The 18,273-nt window shown below is 66.2% G+C and carries 3 protein-coding genes; all 3 read right to left on the bottom strand.

The genetic code is table 11. The annotated features are described in order from the left end of the window. Window positions 1-46: 46 nt before the first annotated feature. The 3 genes from J3P88_RS13795 to J3P88_RS13805 all read right to left on the bottom strand — a co-directional run bounded on the left by J3P88_RS13795 (window position 47) and on the right by J3P88_RS13805 (window position 18,272). Entirely contained in the window at window positions 47-13,993 is a 13,947-nt protein-coding gene (locus J3P88_RS13795) for a non-ribosomal peptide synthase/polyketide synthase (RefSeq protein ID WP_434575903.1), read from the bottom strand. 58 nt (window positions 13,994-14,051) lie between these two features. Next, the gene (locus J3P88_RS13800; RefSeq protein WP_434575905.1) at window positions 14,052-17,114 is read right to left on the bottom strand and encodes a non-ribosomal peptide synthetase; all 3,063 of its coding nucleotides are present in this window, start codon (window positions 17,112-17,114) and stop codon (window positions 14,052-14,054) included. 111 nt (window positions 17,115-17,225) lie between these two features. Then, window positions 17,226-18,272: a TauD/TfdA family dioxygenase gene (locus J3P88_RS13805; RefSeq protein WP_434575907.1), complete on the bottom strand. Its 1,047-nt coding sequence runs from the start codon at window positions 18,270-18,272 to the stop codon at window positions 17,226-17,228. Window position 18,273: the final 1 nt, after the last annotated feature.

An 18,273-nucleotide genomic window follows, 5' to 3' on the forward strand; every position in this document is an offset into this window, starting at 1 on the left:
CAGGCGCCGCGCAGGTCTCAGACCTGCGCGGGCGCGGCGGCGCTCGCTAGCTTTGGGAATTGGGTTTGGTCTTGAGCTTGCCCAGCAGTTTGTCCAGGGATTTCTGGTTCAGCGCCTTGGCCAGCGGGAAATCCGCCGGCATCAGCGAACCGGCCTGCGGGTCGAGGCAGTGTTCGACCAGCGCCTGCAAGCGTTCTAGCAGGCGAGCGGGCAAATGGCTGTCGGCGTTCGGCGTGACGCTGTGCCATTCGACACGCAACACGCCGTCCTCCAGCCAGGCCACCACTTCCCGGGCATGGGTCACTCGGTTCACCGGGGCCACGTCCGGCGGCGGGGTCAGGGCGCTGGCGCGTAACCAGCCCGCGGGCGTTTGCTCATGCCCCAGGTAGTTGAACAGCACGTCGCCGTGGCTGGCCGGCAACTCACCGCGCTGGCGCAGCAAGCCGTAGCCCAGGCCCAGGCCGGGGACGTCACGCAAGGCTTGCTTGGCGTTGCGCACCTGATCGCCCGCGGCACCGCTGGCGCTCACGCGCAGCGGGTAGAGGGTGGTGAACCAGCCGACGGTGCGGCCGACGTCCAACCCGGTAAACGGTGCGTCACGCCCGTGGCGCTCCAGGTCCACGACGATGTCACTGCGCTGTTCGACCTCGGCCAGGGTCGCGGCGAGGGCGGCGATCAGCAGTTCTTCCGGTTGCGTGCGGTAAGCCGCGTGGGATTCGGTCAGCCATTGGTGCGTGCGGCTGGCGTCCCAGCGGGCCGACAGGGTCTGGCGCTCGGCGACCGTGGCCATGGGTGGCCGGTTCGCAGAGGCCTGGGCACTCCAGTAGCGATGCTCGCCGGCAGCCTTCGTGGCATGGGCTTGCAGGTGCTCGGCCCATTGACGATACGAGGTGGTTTTCGCCGGCAACGTCGGCTGCTCGCCGCGCTCCAGGGCCGCGTACAGCTGTTGGAAGTCTTCCAGCAGCGGCGTCCAGGACACCGCATCGACCACCAGGTGATGGGCCACCAGGTACAGGCGCTGCGGCGTGCCTTCCAGCAGGGCTGCGGCAAACAGTGGGCCGTGCTGCAGGTCCAGGCTTTGCGCGACCTGCAGCAGTTGTTCCGGCTGCTGGCAGCAGGTCAGTTGGGCCGGCGCCACTGGCGCGATGTGCGCCTGCCATTGGCCGTCGACCTCGGTGAAGCGCAGGCGCAGGGCGTCGTGGTGGGCCACCAGCCGGTCCAGCGTGGCTTGGACGATGGCCGGTTCCAGGCGACGGTCGCTGTCGGCCAGCACCGATTGGTTCCAGTGCGCGGCCTGGACCTGTTGCTGGTCGAAGAACCACTGGTGCAACGGCATCAGCGGCATCGGTCCGGTCACGTCGCCTTGTTCGGCCTGGGTCAGCAGGGCCGTGGTCACGTGGGCCAGGGCCGCCGGGGTCGGCGAACGGAACAGGTCCCGTGGCGTGAGCGAATAGCCCTGTTCACGCAAGCGTGAGATCAGTTTCAGGCCGAGGATCGAGTCACCGCCCAGGGCGAAGAAACTGTCCGAGGTGCCGACTTCACGACCGCCGGTCAACGTTTCGCCGAGCAGTTCGCCGAACAACTGGCAGAGCAGGCGCTCCAGGTCGTTGCGCGGTGCCGCGTAGTCTTTCTGGGTGTTGGGCAAGGGCAGGGCGGCCAGGACCTTGCGGTCGATCTTGCCGTTGGTGCTCAGGGGCAGGGCCGGGATGTGCACCCACACCGCTGGCACCATGTAGGCCGGCAGCTCGGTCGCCAGTTGTGTGTCGAGGTCCGACTGCGCGGTGGTACTGCTGTAGAACGCCACCAGGCGGTTGTCGATGACCAGGGTGCAGGCGCCGGTAACGGCCGGCAGGTTCAACAGGGCTGAGTCGATTTCACCCAATTCGATGCGTTGACCGCGCAGTTTTACCTGGTGGTCGAGACGCCCCAGGTATTCGATGTTGCCATCGGCCAGGAAGCGGCAACGGTCGCCGGTGCGGTACAGCCGATCACCGGCCACGAATGGGCTGGCGAGGAAGCGTTCTTCGGTCAGGTCCGGGCGTTTCAGATAACCACGGGCTACGCCGACGCCCCCGATGTACAGCTCGCCGATGCTGCCAATCGGCAACGGTTGCAGGGCTTCGTCGAGGATGTACAGGCGCAGGTTGGCGATGGGCTTGCCGATCGGCACGATCGTATCGTCCGCCGAGCAGCGCCAGACCGAGACGTCGATGGCCGCTTCGGTCGGGCCGTACAGGTTGACCAGCGCCGCCGGGTGTTGGCCCATGAAGCGCCGCACCAGGTCCACCGGCAAGGCTTCGCCACTGGCGAAGACCTGGCGCAGGCTGTGGCAATCGACCAGGCTCGGCTCCTCGACAAACGCACGCAGCATGGAAGGTACGAAGTGCAGCGTCGTGACCCGTTCCTGCTGGATCAACTGGCTGAGGTAGGCCGGGTCGCGATGACCGTCCGGACGGGCAACCACCAAGGTCGCGCCGGTGATCAATGGCCAGAAGAACTCCCACACCGAGACGTCGAAGCTGTACGGGGTCTTTTGCAGCACGCGGTCGTTCGGGCCAATCGGGAAGGCGTCCTGCATCCAGTGCAGGCGGTTCATCAAGGCGCCGTGTTCGTTCATCACGCCTTTGGGTTGGCCGGTGGAGCCGGAGGTGTAGAGCACGTAGGCCAAGTCGTTGGCTTCGACGCTGATCGGTTCGAAGGCTTCAGCGTCTGGCAACGCATCCAGCGTCCAGGCCTGATGCCCGGCTGGCAGGCGCTGCATCCACTGGGCTTGGGTCAAGGTGACCTTGGCGTCGGCGTCCTCAATCAGGAAGGCCAGGCGCGTGGCCGGCAACTCCGGATCCAGCGGCAGCCATGCGGCGCCGGCATGGACGATGCCGAGCAAGGCCACGACCATCTCCACCGAGCGATCCATGCACAGCGGCACGATGCTGTCGCTGCCCACGCCGGCGGCGCGCAGGGCCCGGGCGACGGTGTGCGCCCGCTGGTCCAGTTCGGCATAGCTCAAACGCTGGCCTTCGAACACCAGCGCCGGGGCGTTGGGGCTCAGGGCCGCTTGCTGGCTCAGGGCGGTGTGCAGGTTGCTCGGGCCGCTGTAGTGACGTTCGGTGGCGTTCCAGCGGTCGAGTTGCTGCTGGTCCTGCTGTTGCGGGAACAGCTCGACCAGGTTGCGCCCAGGGGCGGCCACCAAGGCGTCGAGCAGCGCGCACCATTGCGCGCTCCAGCGTTGCATCGTCGCTTCGTCGTACAAGGCCGATTGGTATTCCAGCGCCAGCGTCATGTCGCTGCCGTCGTCCTGGACTTCCCAGCTCTGTTCGAATTTGGCGTCGATCACCGGCAACATCTGCTCTTCGACGTTCAGCCCTGGCCACTGGCTGCTGTCGACCCGGCCGTAGTTGAGGGAGAACAGCACCTGGAACAGCGGCGTACGGTTCAAGTCGCGATTCTGCGCAATGGCGCCGACCAGGGTGGCGAAGGGCAGGTCGGCGTGGGCCTGGGCGGCGCGCAGGTCGGCCTCGAGGCTGGCGAGCAGTTGCTCGGCCGGGGCCCGTTGGTCGACGTCGCTGCGGATCACCAGGGTGTTGACCAGGCACGCCAGCAAGGTCTGGGTCTGGGCGTGGTCACGCTGGTCCGCCGGGGTGCCAAGGCGAATCTCCCGCTGGCCGCTGTAGCGGGCCAGCAGTGCGCTCAGGGCCGTGGCCAACACCACATAGGTGGTTGTGCCACGCTGGCGGGCGAACTGTCGGATGGCTTCGGCGCGCTGGCTGCCGAGGCGGACAGTCAGTTGCCGGGCGCGACGATCGGCTTCGGCGCCACGTGGATGGTCGATGGGCAGGTCGAGCTGATAGTTGTCCTGGCCCAGGTGGTTTTTCCAGTAGTCGAGGCTGGCACTGCGCCGGGCCTGGGTGTCCGGGTGCTGTTGCCACAGGGCGAAATCGACATAGTCGATCTCCAGCGGGGTCCAGGTGGGCGAGTGCCCGTTCAGGCCGGCGGCGTAGGCCTGGGTCAGCTCGTCGATGAGCAACTGCATGGCCCAACCGTCGGTGGCGCTGTGGTGCAGGCACACCAGCAACAGGTGTTCGTCGCTGCCCTGGCGTTGCAGCAGATGCGCACGCCAAGGCGCGGCGGCGGCCAGGTCGAACGGTGTCATCAGTTCGTCTTGGGCGTTGGCGCAGGTCGCGGCCCAGTCCTGGCTTGCAACGCCAGTGACCGTAAGCGCCGGGCCGTGGTTGTCGATCAGCAATTGCGGCTCGCCGTCGACCTCGACAATCCGGCTGCGCAGCACCAGGTGGCGTTGGCTGACCTGCTCAAAAGCTTCACGCAAGACCTGGACCTGCAGCTCGCCGCGCAAGCTCAGGGCGAATGGCATGTGGTACTCGCGGGACTCCGGAACCAGGCGGCTGAGCATCCAGAAGCGGCGCTGGGCCAGGCCCAGGGGCAAGTGCGCCGGGCGCGGTTGCGCGGTGATCGACTCACCGGGCATGGCCGTGCGCAGGTGCTCGGCCAAGGCCGCGACCGTCGGTTGGGCGAACACCAGCGGCAAGGGCAGGGAGACCCCCAGGCGCTCACGCACCCGACTGACCAGGCGGGTGGCCAGCAAGGAGTGGCCGCCGAGTTGGAAAAAGTTGTCCTCGATGCCGACTTCCGAACCACCCAGCACTTCGCTGAACAGTTCGCAAAGCACGGTTTCAGTCCCGTCCCGTGGCGCGGTGCGTGGCTGGTCGCTTTGGCTGTGTGGCAGCGGCGTGGCGGCCAGGGCCTTGCGGTCGAGCTTGCCGTTGCTGTTGAGTGGCAGGCAGTCGAGCTGCACGAACAGGCTGGGTTGCATGTGCACGGGCAGGCTGTCGCCCAAGTCGGCACGCAGGGTCGCCTCATCGGCGTCACCGCACCAGAAACTCACCAGGCGTTGGTCGAGCAACAAGGTGGCGGCGTCGCGAACACCGGCCTGGGCCAGCAGCGCCGCGTCGATTTCACCCAATTCGATGCGTTGACCGCGCAGCTTCACCTGATGGTCGAGACGCCCCAGGTACTCGATGTTGCCATCGGCCAGGAAGCGGCAACGGTCGCCGGTGCGGTACAGTCGATCACCGGCCACGAATGGGCTGGCGAGGAAGCGTTCTTCGGTCAGGTCCGGGCGTTTCAAGTAGCCACGGGCCACGCCGACGCCGCCGATGTACAGCTCGCCGATGCTGCCAATCGGCAACGGTTGCAGGGCTTCGTCGAGGATGTACAAGCGCAGGTTGGCGATGGGCTTGCCGATCGGCACGATCACATCGTCCGCCGAGCAACGCCAGACCGAGACGTCGATGGCCGCTTCGGTCGGGCCGTACAGGTTGACCAGCGCCGCCGGGTGTTGGCCCATGAAGCGCCGCACCAGGTCCACCGGCAAGGCTTCGCCACTGGCGAAGACCTGGCGCAGGCTGTGGCAATCGACCAGGCTCGGCTCCTCGACAAACGCACGGAGCATGGACGGTACGAAGTGCAGCGTCGTGACCCGTTCCTGCTGGATCAACTGGCTGAGGTAGGCCGGGTCGCGATGACCGTCCGGACGGGCAACCACCAGGGTCGCGCCAGTGATCAGCGGCCAGAAGAACTCCCACACCGACACGTCGAAGCTGTACGGGGTTTTCTGCAAGACGCGGTCGTTCGGGCCAATCGGGAAGGCGTCCTGCATCCAGTGCAGGCGGTTCATCAAGGCGCCGTGTTCGTTCATCACGCCTTTGGGTTGGCCGGTGGAGCCGGAGGTGTAGAGCACGTAGGCCAAGTCGTTGGCTTCGACGCTGATCGGTTCGAAGGCTTCAGCGTCTGGCAACGCATCCAGCGTCCAGGCCTGATGCCCGGCTGGCAGGCGCTGCATCCACTGGGCTTGGGTCAAGGTGACCTTGGCGTCGGCGTCCTCAATCAGGAAGGCCAGGCGCGTGGCCGGCAACTCCGGATCCAGCGGCAGCCATGCGGCGCCGGCATGGACGATGCCGAGCAAGGCCACGACCATCTCCACCGAGCGATCCATGCACAGCGGCACGATGCTGTCGCTGCCCACGCCGGCGGCGCGCAGGGCCCGGGCGACGGTGTGCGCCCGCTGGTCCAGTTCGGCATAGCTCAAACGCTGGCCTTCGAACACCAATGCCGGGGCGTTGGGGCTCAGGGCTGCTTGCTGGCTCAGGGCGGTGTGCAGGTTGGTTGGGCCGCTGTAGTGACGTTCGGTGGCGTTCCACTCGATCAGTTGGCGCTGACGCTCGGCCGCTGGCAACGGCGTCCAATCACCGAGGCGGGTGTGTGGCGCGTCGAGCATGGTTTCCAGCAGTTGTTGCCACTGTTCCAGCCAACGCCGGGCCGTGGTGTCGCTGAACAGCGCGGCGCGGTATTCCAGCAACACCGACAGCACCTCGCCGTCGTGTACTTCCCAGTTCAGGTCGTACTTGGTGGCCTGGGCGGTCACGGCGCGTTCGCTGACTTGCAAGCGGGGCCATGGTTGACTCGATACGTCGGCGTTCTGCATGGCGAACAGTACTTGGAACAGCGGCGTCTGGCCGAGGCTGCGCGACGGTTTCAAATGCTCGACGACCTGGTCGAACGGCACGTCCTGATGCTGTTGGGCATCCAGCACACGGTTGCGCACGTGGTCGAGCAAGCCTGTGAAGTCCAGCGCCGGATCCAGGTCGGCACGCATGACCACGGTGTTGACGAAGCAGCCGATCAACGGCTGCAGCTCGGCGAATGGGCGCTGGGCCACCGGGCTACCGACCCGCACGTCGCGTTGGTTGGCATAGCGGCCCAGGAGCAATTGCGCGGCACTGAGCATGAGCATGTACAGCGTGGCCCCGCGTTGCTGGGCGAACTGCCGCAGGCGTTCCACCAGGGCGGGCGGCAATTGCAATTGCACCGCGCCGGCCGTCGGGTCGAGCTGGTTTGGACGGCCCTGTGCGGTCGGCAGGTCCAGCAGGTAGTCGCCGTCTTCCAGTTGGTTGCGCCAGTAGTCCAGTTGGCTGCTGAACGCGGTCTGTTGACCGGGTTCGCGCTGCCAGAGGGCGTAATCGGGGTATTGCAACGCCAGCGCCGGCAGTGTCGCCAGGGAGCCTTGGCACTGTGCGGTATAGAACTGACGCAGTTCCTCCAGCAGGTTCTGGCTGGAGGCGTCATCGGTGGCGCAGTGGTGCACGCTGAGCAACAGCAACGACTGGGCGCCGCCGCTGCGTTGCAGCAACGTGGCCCGGATCAGTACTTCGGCGGCGAGGTCGAAACGGCGGCCGGTTTCTGCGTGAATCGCCGCGTCGGTCAGTGCCTGCCATTGCTCGTCACTGGCGGCCTGCAGGGTCTTCACCTGCACGGTGATGTCAACCTGCGCGTCGATCGCCAACTGCAATTCGCCGTCGCTATCGCGCACGATGCGACTGCGCAGGATCTCGTGGCGTTGGACCACGCTGTTCAAGGCCGTTTGCAGGGCCTGGGCATTGAGTTCGCCGTCCAGTTGCACGGCGCTGACCACGTTGTACTCGCCACCGCCGGCGCTCAGTTGTTCCAGGAACCACAAGCGTTGCTGTTCGAACGACAGCGGCAGGCGCGCCGGACGAACCGCCGGGACGAAGGTCGCCGCCGGGGCTTGCAGGGGATCGCCCAGCAGCGCGGCCAAGGCCTCGAGGGTCGGGTGCTCGAACACCGCCCGCAACGGCGGCACGCTGGCGAAGCGTTGGCGCAGGCGGGCGAACAGCGCCGCCGCCAGCAGCGAGTGGCCACCGAGGTAGAAGAAGTGGCTGTCACGGCCGATCTGCGTCGTCGGCACGTTCAGCAACTCGGCCCACAGGGCCGCCAGTTGTTGTTCGGCGGCGCTGCGCGGCGGGTCCAGGGCGTCTGGCGCGGCTTGGATATCCGGGGCCGGCAAGGCCTTGCGGTTGAGTTTGCCGTTGTCCGTCAACGGCAGCTCATCGAGCACCACGAACGCCGAGGGCACCATGTAGTCGGGCAGGGCGGCGCCAATGGTTTTGCGCCAGGCGTGGATGTCGGCCTGCTGGTCGCACGTCACGTAGGCCACCAGGCGCTTGTCGCCAGGCACGTCTTCACGGGCCAGCACCACGGCCTGGCGCACGCCCGGTTGGGCGCCGATCAGGGTTTCGATTTCCCCCAGTTCGACGCGGAAGCCACGGATCTTCACTTGATGATCCATGCGTCCCAGGTATTCGAGCTGGCCGTCGGGCAACCAGCGCACCAGGTCGCCGGACTTGTACATCCGCGCGCCTGGCTGCGATGAGAACGGGTCTTCGATGAACACCTTCGCCGTCTGCTCGGCGCGGTTGAGGTAGCCCAGGGTGACGCCGGCACCGCCGATGTGCAGTTCTCCCGGGACGCCCACCGGCATCGGATTGAGGAAGGCATCCAGCACATAGGTGCGCACGTTGGCGATGGGCCGGCCGATGATCGGCCGCTGCGGGAAGTCATCCACCGCGCAGCCGGTGGCATCCACGGTGCATTCGGTCGGGCCATAGGTGTTGAAGAAGCGGCTGCCGGCAATCGACGGCAGGCGTTGCCACAACTGTGCGTCCACCGCGTCGCCACCGAACAGTACGAAGCGCGGCAGGTACACCTCGCCCCGGCGAACGCCGTCGCTTTCCAACAGCGCCTTGAGCTGTGCCGGGGTGCACTCGAAGGCCTCCAGGCGGGTGTCGCGGAAGAAACCGGCCAGGGCCTCGGGGTCGTAGCGCACGTCTTCCGGCGTCAGGTACAGGCTGTGGCCGTCGAGCAACAGGATCAGTTCGGCCACCGAGCTGTCGAAGGCGAACGAGTAGTTGAAGCTGGTGCGCATCGGCTGGTCGGTGTAGCGGCGATACAAGCCATGGATACGTGCCCAGGCCAGGTTGACCACCGAGCCGTTGGTCACCAGGGTGCCCTTGGGTTTACCGGTCGAACCGGAGGTGTACATGATGTAGGCCAGGTCTTGCGGGCCGGCGAGCGGGGCGGGGTTGCTGTCCGGCTGGTCGGCGAACAGCGCCGCGTCGCTGTCCAGGCGCAAGCGTGGCAGTTCGGCCCCCAGCTGTTCCAGCAGGCCCTGCTGGCCGAGGAACAGCGCCGGTCGGGCGTCTTCGAGCATGTACGCCAGGCGATCCACCGGGTAGGTCGGGTCCAGCGGCACATAGGCGCCACCGGACTTGAGGATGCCCAGCAGGCCGACCAGCAGCTCCAGCGAACGCTCGACACACAGTGCCACCGGGCTGTTCGCCCCGACGCCGCGGCTGCGCAGGTAATGCGCCACTTGGTTGGCGCGACGGTTCAATTCGCCGTAGCTCAGGCTGCGGCCTTCGAAACACAGCGCGTCTCGCTCCGGGGTGCGCTCGGCCTGTTGTTCGAACAACTGGGCGAAGGTCAGGTGCGTCGGCACCGCCATTTCGGTACGGTTCCACTCGACCACGGTGCGTTGCCATTCCGTGTCCATCAGCAGCGGCAAGGCGGCGACCGGACGCTGGGGTTCGGCGAGCATGTGTTCGAGCAGGTGTTCCAGGCGGGCGAGGGTCTGGCGAGCACTGTCTACGACGAACAGATCGAGTGCGAACATCAGTTCCAGTTGGATCGGCGCATTGGCCGGGCACAGCACGTGCAGGTCCAAGTCGCATTCGGAGTGTCGCAGCGGTGTGTCCAGCGCTTCGAATTCCAGGCCGGGGAAGCGCAACCGCGACTCCATGGCCAGTTGCTGGGCGACCATTACCTGGTACAGCGGCGCATGGCTGAGGCTGCGTGGCAATTGCAGGCTGTCCACCAATTGCTCGAACGGCAGGTCCTGATGCTGAAGGCCACTGCGCAGGCGTTCGGCCACTTGTTTGACCAAGGCGCTGAAGTCCGCTTGCGGCTCGAAGTCCGCGCGGATCGCCAGGTTGTTCAACAGGATGCCCAGCAAGCCTTCGGTGCCCGGCTGTTCACGGTGGGTGACCGGGGTGCCGACCAGCACCGTGGCGTCGCCGCTCAAGCGGTGCATCAGCACGGCAAAACCGGCGAAGAGGACGGTGAACGGCGTGGTGCCGAGGCCACTGGCGAAAGCTTGCACCCGGCCACTGAGGTCGGCGCTGAGTTCACGCTGGACAATCCCGGCGCGGTAGCTTTGCACCGAGGGCCGTGGATGATCGGTGGGCAGTGCCAGCAATGGGCTGGCATCGCTGTCGCGTCGGTCGAGGGCGGTGGTCCAGTAATCGAGCTGGCGCTTGAGTTCGGCGCCTTGCAGGTGCTCGCGCTGCCACAGGGCGAAGTCGGCGTATTGCAGTGGCAAGGCCGGCAGTTCGGCGGGGGCGCCGTTGCAACGGGCTTCATAACCCAGGGCCAGTTCGCGCAGGGCGATGGTGGCCGACCACGCGTCCGAGACCAGGTGATGCAGGGCGATGCCGAGCACGTGCTCGCCCGGCGCCAGGCGCAGCAAGCGTGCCCGTAGCAGCGGAGGGCAGGTCAGGTCGAACGGTTGCTCGAAGGTGTCTTGCAGGGCATTGAACTGCGCGCCTTCGCGCGCGGTGGCGGTCAGGCCCGACAAGTCTTCGAAGGGCAGCGCGATGTCCAGCGCCGGGCTGATGCGTTGGCAGGGTACGCCGTCGTTGCTGTGGATGCCCGTGCGCAGGATTTCGTGGCGCGCCAGCAGATCGTTGAGGCTGGCGTGCAGCGCCTCGACATTGAGTTCACCCTTGAGGTGCAGGGCGAACGGGATGTTGAACAGGGTGGTGCCGGGTGTCAGTTGTTCGATGAACCACAGGCGCTGTTGGGAGAACGATAGCGGCAGCAACGGCGGGCGTGGTTGGGCCTTGAGCAGGCTCAGCGCGTTGGTTTGCGGTGCGTCGGCCTCGGCCTGGCGGGCGCCGATGGCCTCGGCCAGCAAGGCCACGGTTGGCTGTTCGAACAACACCCGCAACGGCAGGTCGAGCTTGAACTGAGTGCGCAGGCGGGCAACGATCTGGGTCGCCAGCAGCGAGTGTCCGCCGAGGGTGAAGAAGTTATCTTCCACGCCCACCGTGTCACGCCCCAGGACCTCGGCCCAGATGGATGCCACGGCGGTTTCCAGCGCGTTGCGCGGGGCGATGCTCTGCTGGGTGTCGGCCTGCCAGTCCAGCTCGCGGGCGGCGAGGGCCTTGCGATCGACCTTGCCGTTATTGTTCAGGGGCAGTTTGTCCAGGCAGACGAAGGCCGCCGGCACCATGTACGGCGGCAGTTGCGCTCGCAAGTGTTCGCTCAGGCCATCACTGCCCACGTTCTGGCCATGGGCCGACCAGTACGCCACCAGCCAGGCTTCGCCGACGGTGTTTTCCCGCAGCAGGACGGCGGCTTCGCGCACGTTCGAATGCTGGGCGAGACGGTGTTCGATTTCCGTCAGCTCGATCCGGTGCCCACGCAGTTTCACCTGTTGGTCGCGGCGGCCGAGGTACTCGATCACGCCGTCTGCTCGCCAGCGTCCCAGGTCGCCGGTGCGGTACAGGCGACCTTCGAGTCGAGGATGGTTGATGAAGGCCTCAGCGGTGCGCTGCGGGTCGTGCAGGTAGCCGCGGCCAACGCCGACGCCACCGACGCAGATTTCCCCGGCCACGCCCACCGGCACCGGGCGCAGGGCTTCGTCCAGCACATACAGGCGGTTGTTGGCGGTCGGTTGGCCGATGGGCATGTGGCTGACCTCGGCCCCCGGTGCTGCGAAGATCGGCTGGAAGGCCACGTCGTCGGCGCATTCGGCCGGCCCGTAGGCGTTCATCAAGGCGATGTCGGGGAAGCGCGCGAACCAGTCCCGGGCCACGGTTGGCGGCAGGGCTTCACCGGTGGGCAATACCCAGCGCAGGTCCGGCAATTGCAAATCGCACGGGCACAGCGCGAGCAGGGTGCGCATCAGGCTCGGGACGATTTCCAACACGTTCAGGCGCTCGCTGGCGAGCACCTGCAACAGGCGTTGCGGGTCGTGGGCGACTTCATCCGGAAGAATGTGCACGGTGGCACCGAGCACCGGCGCGGCGAGGAACTGCCACACCGAAATGTCGAACGCCACCGACGCGGTCTGGGGAATCCGGTCGGCGGCGCTGAGCCCCAGGGCCGGTACTTTGCCAAAGATGTTGTTGAGCATGCCGCGCTGTTCGATCATCACGCCCTTCGGTGTGCCGGTCGAACCCGAGGTGAACAGCACGTAGGCCAAGCTGTCGGGGCGGGCGAGCGCCGGCAATGGCGCGTCGTTGCCGCCGGTCCAGCAGGCCTCGGCGAACAGTGCCTTGGGCGCCGGGTCGAGGCCGCTGAGCAGTTGATCGAGCAGGCCGCTGCACCCTTCGCTGGCAACCAGCAACGGTGCGCGGGACAGCCCGAGGATTTCCCGCAGGCGCTCGGGCGGATGATTGACCTCGAGGGGCAGCATCGCCGCGCCGGCCTTGAACACCGCCAGCATCATGGTCAACAGCGCCAGGCCACGGGGGGCGACCAGCGCGACCAGTTGGTCCTCACCGGCGCCGGCCTCGCGCAGGGCATGGGCCAAGCGCGTGGAGCGCAGGTCCAGCTCGGCGTAGTTCAGCGACTCGCCGGCACAGATCGCGGCGACCTGATCACCGCGCTGGGCGACCTGGGCGGCAAACAGCTCGGCGTAGCTTTGATCCAGCGGAAAATCGTGAGGGTTGAGCGCCCACTCGCCGAGCAACTGTTGACGCTCGTCGGCGGCCAGCAGTTCGAAGCTGGCCAACGGCGCGTCTGGGGCGGCGAGCATGCTGCGCACGAGGCTGGCGATGTGGCCCAGCAGGCGCTGCACGGTGGCGGCGTCGAAACGTTCGCGGTCATAGGACACGCGGATGCCCAGTTGTTCGCCCGGCAGGATCACCACGGTCAAGCCGTAGTGGGTGTGCACGCTGTGGTCCATGCCTTCGAGGCTGAACTGGAAGCCGCCTTCGAGGATCTGTTCGTCGATGGGCGCGTTCTCGAACACCAGGATGCTGTCGAACAGGGTCTCGCCCCGGGGGAAATCGCTCCAACCCTGGATGTCGGTCAACGGCGTGTGCTCGAAGTCGCGCATGTCGACGTTGAGTTTTTGCAGGTCGCCCAGCCAGTTGCCGAGCGCGGCGTTCGGGTCCACCGAAACCCGCAGCGGCAGGGTATTGATGAACAGGCCGATCATTTCCGCGACGCCTGTCAGGTCGGCCGGACGCCCGGCCACGGTGACGCCGAAGACCACGTCCTGTTGCCCGCTGTAGCGCGACAGCAGCAACGACCACACACCCTGGAAAAACGTGTTCGGGGTGATCCGGCGACTGCGGCAGAACGCTGCCAGCGCCTGGGTTTCCTGTTCGTCGAGGTGAATCAGTTGGTCGTCCACCAGCACCGCATCGGTGTAGCGGTCGCGGGTCACGCCGTTGTCCACGGTCAGTGGCGTGGGCGCGTTGAGGCCTTGCAACTGGCCGCGCCAGAATTGCTCGGCCTTGCCCGCGTCCTGGCGCTGCAGCCATTGGATGTAGTCGCGAAACGGCCGAGGGCTTTTCAGCTCGGGCGTGCGGTCGTTGCACAGCGCTTCGTAGACTTTGAGGAAGTCCACGGTCACCAGGGAAATGCACCAGGCGTCCATCAGGATGTGGTGGAAGCTGCGAATGAATTCGTAGGACTCGTCGGCCAGGCGCACCAGCCGGAAGCGAATCAGCGGTGGCTTGGACAGGTTGAAGCCGACTTTCTGCTCGTCTTCCAGCAGCGTGCGAATCCGCGCTTCCTGTTCATGGGGGGCGAGCCCGCGCAGATCGAGGGTGTCCAGCGGCACCTTGACCTGGCGATGGATGACCTGCACCGGTTGCTTCTGGCTTTTCCACTGGAAACTGGCGCGCAGGGAAGGGTGCAGCGCCACCACCTGGCGCCACGATTCGAGGAACGCCCCTTCATCGATGGCCCCGCCGATGCGGTAGCGATCCTGCATCAGGTACACCCCGGAGTCTTCGTGCAACAGGGAGTGGAACAGCATCCCTTGTTGCAGCGGCGACAGCGGGTAAATGTCTTCGATCGGGTTGCCGGTGGTTTTTTCGGTGGTCATTGAAAGCGTCCTGCGTAAAAAGGGGCAACGGTGATGGCTTGGCGAGGTGAAGAGCCGTTCACAGGTCGGCCTCGTCCAGTTCGGCCATCAACGCTTGCATTTCGTCATCGGACAGGCCCGAGGCGCTGAATTCGGTGCTGTCGGCGTCCGGCTCGGCGGCGCTCGGGTCCAGCGCTTGCGCGACCTCGGCCATGGCGGCGATGGTCTGGCGTTCGAAAACTTGCTTGGCCGACAGCGCGATGCCTTGCTCGTGGGCTTGGGCCACCACTTGCAGGCTCAGGATCGAGTCGCCGCCGATGGCGAAGAAGTTGTCGGTGACGCTCACCGTCGAGAGCTTCAAGACCTTGGCGACGATGGCTTGCAAAGTGGTTTCCATGGCGTTGCGCGGCGCCACGTGGGCGCTTTCGTCGAACTGCTCCGGGTCGGGCAACTGGCGTGTGTCGAGCTTGCCGTTGGGTGTGCGCGGAAAGCTCGGCAGGGTCAGCACCAGGGCCGGCACCATGTACGACGGCAGGCGTTCGCCGAGGAAGCGCTTGATCGCCTCCGAGTCCGGTGCGTAGCCGTGGGCGGCGAGGATGTAGGCGAGCAGGCGCTTGCCAGCGGCCTGTTCCTGGACGATCACCGCGGCTTCGCGCACGTCGCTGTGGCTGCACAACTGGCGTTCGATTTCCCCCAGCTCGATGCGGTAGCCGCGCACCTTGACCTGATGGTCCTTGCGCCCGAGGAAGGCCAGGCGCCCGTCGGCCAACCAGCACGCCAAGTCACCCGTGCGATAGGCTCGGGTGCCGTCGGCCAGGGTGACGAAGGCCTTGGCGGTTTCTTCGGGCTTGTTGCGGTAGCCGCGGGCCAGGGTTGGGCCGGCGAGGACGATTTCTCCCGGCTCGCCGATGCCGCAGGCGCTGTCGAATTCGTTCAGCAGGCGCAGGTCCATGCCGGCGATGGGGCGGCCGATGCTGACGTTCCGGCCTGGCTCCAACACCTCATAGGTGGCCCAGACGGTGGCTTCGGTGGGGCCGTATTCGTTCACCAGCCGTGCATGGGGCAGGGTCTTGCTGTGTTGCGCGATCAGCGACGGCGGGCAGGCCTCTCCGGCGACGATCCAGCAGGCGAGGCTGTCGGTTGCGCCGCTGCGTTGCAATTGATCGAGCAGGGCCTGGTACAGCGATGGCAATGACAGGCCGTGGCTGACCTGATGCTGGGCAATCAATTGCGCCAGGCGGGCCATTTCCAGCTCTTCACCCGGGGCGGGCAATACCAGGCGCCCGCCTTGGGCCAGGGTCCAGAAAATCCCGGCGACCGAACTGTCGAAGGCAAACGACGACAGCAGCAGGTAGGCGCGTACCGGCGTCTCATAGGCCGCCATGCGCACCTGGGTCGAGAAGCTCAGTGCGCCGTGACTGATTTCCACGGCTTTCGGCGCACCGGTGGAGCCGGAGGTGTAGATCAAGTAGGCGAGGTCGTTCGCGCCCGGCAACGGTAGCGCCGGCAAATCGCCGAGGTCGGGTGTTGCCAGGTCATCCAGCACGAAGCGTTGCAGGTCGGTCGGCACGCTGTCGGCCAGTTCGGCGCTGACCACGATGTGGGCGATGGCGCTGTCGGCGAGCATGTAGGCGCGGCGCTCGGCCGGGTAGGTCGGGTCGACGGGGACGTAGGCGCCACCGGCTTTCAGGACGGCGAGCATGGCGACAATGGCGGCGTTGCCGCGGGCGAACAGGATGCCGACCGGCACCCCAGGGCCGATGCCGGCGGCGACCAGTCGATGGGCCAATTGCGTGGCGCAGGCGTCGAGGCGGCTGTAGCTGAGGTCACCGTGCTGGTCGCTCAGGGCGATGGCGTTCGGTTGCTGGCGAACCTGGCGGGCAATCAATTCCACCAGTGTCACCGGTTCGATGGACGGCACGTCCGCGCCGGTGCCGATCAACCGGGATTGCAGCGCACCACCGAGGGGCAACTGCGCCCAGGTCCGTTGCGGTTCGGCCAGTGCGCCTTGCAACAGTTGCAGCCATTGCTCGGCGAGGCAGCCGGCGGCTTCGGCGCTGAGGGCATGGCGGTCGTAGACCAGTTGCGCGTGCAGGCTATCGGGCAATTGGCGCACGTTCAGGCACGCTTTCAGCGGGTTCATCACCGCGCTGGCATGACGCTCCTGGGCATCGCCCGAGCGCCAGGCAAAGGCGTATCCGCCGTTGAGGGTGCCGGTGTAGTAGTCCTGCCAGCCAACCGCCCGTTCCAGGGTGGCGGCCACTTGCGTGCTTTGCTCCAACAAGGTCGCCTGGGCGTCCAGTTCGATGCTCACGGGCAGGCACTGCTCGAACAGGCCCAGGGTGTTTTCCAGTTCCGCACCGCGACTTTCGTGGATCAGGGTGAGTGGCACCTGTTGCTGGCCGGCCAATCGTCCCAGTACCGCGGCCCATGCCGCCAGCAGCAAATCCGGGGTCAGGGCTGGGTGGCGAGCGAGGTCGGTCGGCAGTGTCAGGTCCAATCGGGTCGGCGCGAAGCCGCCTTCGAGGGTCGTTTCGAGGGGCAGTTGCAAGGTGGCCTGTTCGGTTTCGCCCGAGGGTTGCCAGAAGCTCACGCCCGGATGGTCCGGCGCGTCTTCAACCAGGCTCCAGCGCCACTCGGCGTAGTCGGCGTACTGCAAGGTGTCGGCCAGGTCCGTGGCGGTGTCATGCAGCAATGCGGCGGCCAGCCATTTCAGGCTGGCGAGGTCGAAATGGGTGCTGGCCGCGGCCAGGTCCAGGACCGATTGTTCATCGTCCAGACGCACCAAGGTCACGCACAAAGGGCTTGTCCAGTCGCGAGGCTGGCTGGCGAATTGAGCCAGGGCGGCGTCCTGGTCGGCGCGGCTGTGTTGGCGCAGGTCCTGGACGCTCACCGCCAGCACAGCGGTTTCGTCGATCACCTGCACCGGATGGCGCAGGCCAGGCACGGGCATCAGGCGCGTGCGCAGGATTTCGCTGCCGTCCACCAGCGCCTGTAGGCGGTTGTTCAGCGTATCGACGTCCAGCGGTTGCGACAGCGACCATTGCAAATGGCAACTGAATGGGTGCTGCGTCGCGCCGTTGATGTGGGGGTAGACCGATGCCTGTTGCGGGGAAATACGAAAACCTTGAAGTCCGCTCATGTTCATCTCGACTGGAAAAGGGCTTGAGCCTGGATCACCGCACCGACGCCGGGGCTTGCTGGACATAGGTCGGGCAAGCCTCCTGCGAACGACGGGTGGACCCGTTGAATGTCAGACGGCAACGTCGCTCGACAGCAAGGCTTCAGCCATGCCGGTCATGATGGCGCGCTTGCCAGTGAAGGGTTCGCGACCGTGCACGGCGAGCATGTTGTCGATGAACAACACGTCCCCCTGTTGCCAACTGAACCGCACCAGCGAGTCGAGGTAGGCCGCGCGTAGCGACTCCAGGACCTGTGGCTCGATCGGTTCGCCATCGCCATAAAAAGTGTTGGTGGGCAGGTCGAGGTCGTTGAAGTTGCTTTGCAGCGAATCGCGGATTCGCCCGGGCAAGGTGCTGATGTGGAAGAACGTGGCGTGGTTGAACCAGACCTCTTCGCCGGTGCGCGGATGGCGCACCACGGCCGGTCCGCGTTGGCGGGTGCGCAGGCGATTGTTGTCTTTCCATTCCACTTCGATGCCGACGCTGGCGCAGTAGGCTTCCACTTCGCCGCGGTCTTCGGACTGGAACACGGTCTGCCATGGCAGGCCGAAACCGTCGCCATAGTTGCGCACGTACAGCACGCCTTTTTCCCGGAACCGCGCTTCGATCTGCGGGCTGATCCTGGCTTTCACGGCACGGGTCGAGCCGATGGGCGTTTCACCGCCGGTCTCGGACGGCAATTGGCAGTAGAAGAACAGCCGCAGCGGGAAGCGTGGAGAGTAGGAGTGTTCGTTGTGGGGGAAAATCATCTGGTCGGCCGGGTAGTCGGTCGAGGTGTAGATGTTGCCGCCAACCCGAGTCCGGGGCGAGGCGCGGAACATGTATTCCAGCGCCCCGGGGGAAAGGGCGGCGATCACCTGGTCGAACTGCTCGACGGACGCGACGTTGAAACCACGGAACAGCAGGGCGCCGTATTCCAGCAGCTTCTTTTCCAGCGACTCGCGTTCCCGGGCGGCCCAGGCCACCAGGTCGACGCCACTGACTGCGGGCTCGATCACCAGGGGCAGGGCGTGATCGGGGCTGAGCAGGCGCTCGGTGACCAATTGTTGTTCCGAGACGTTCATGGCTTTGCGACGCACGGCGCCAAGGGCGCGGGGCGATGGGGGCACGATAGACATA

Origin of the sequence: Pseudomonas sp. Z3-6, from assembly GCF_051131985.1 — a bacterium.
GTDB lineage: Bacteria > Pseudomonadota > Gammaproteobacteria > Pseudomonadales > Pseudomonadaceae > Aquipseudomonas > Aquipseudomonas zanjanensis.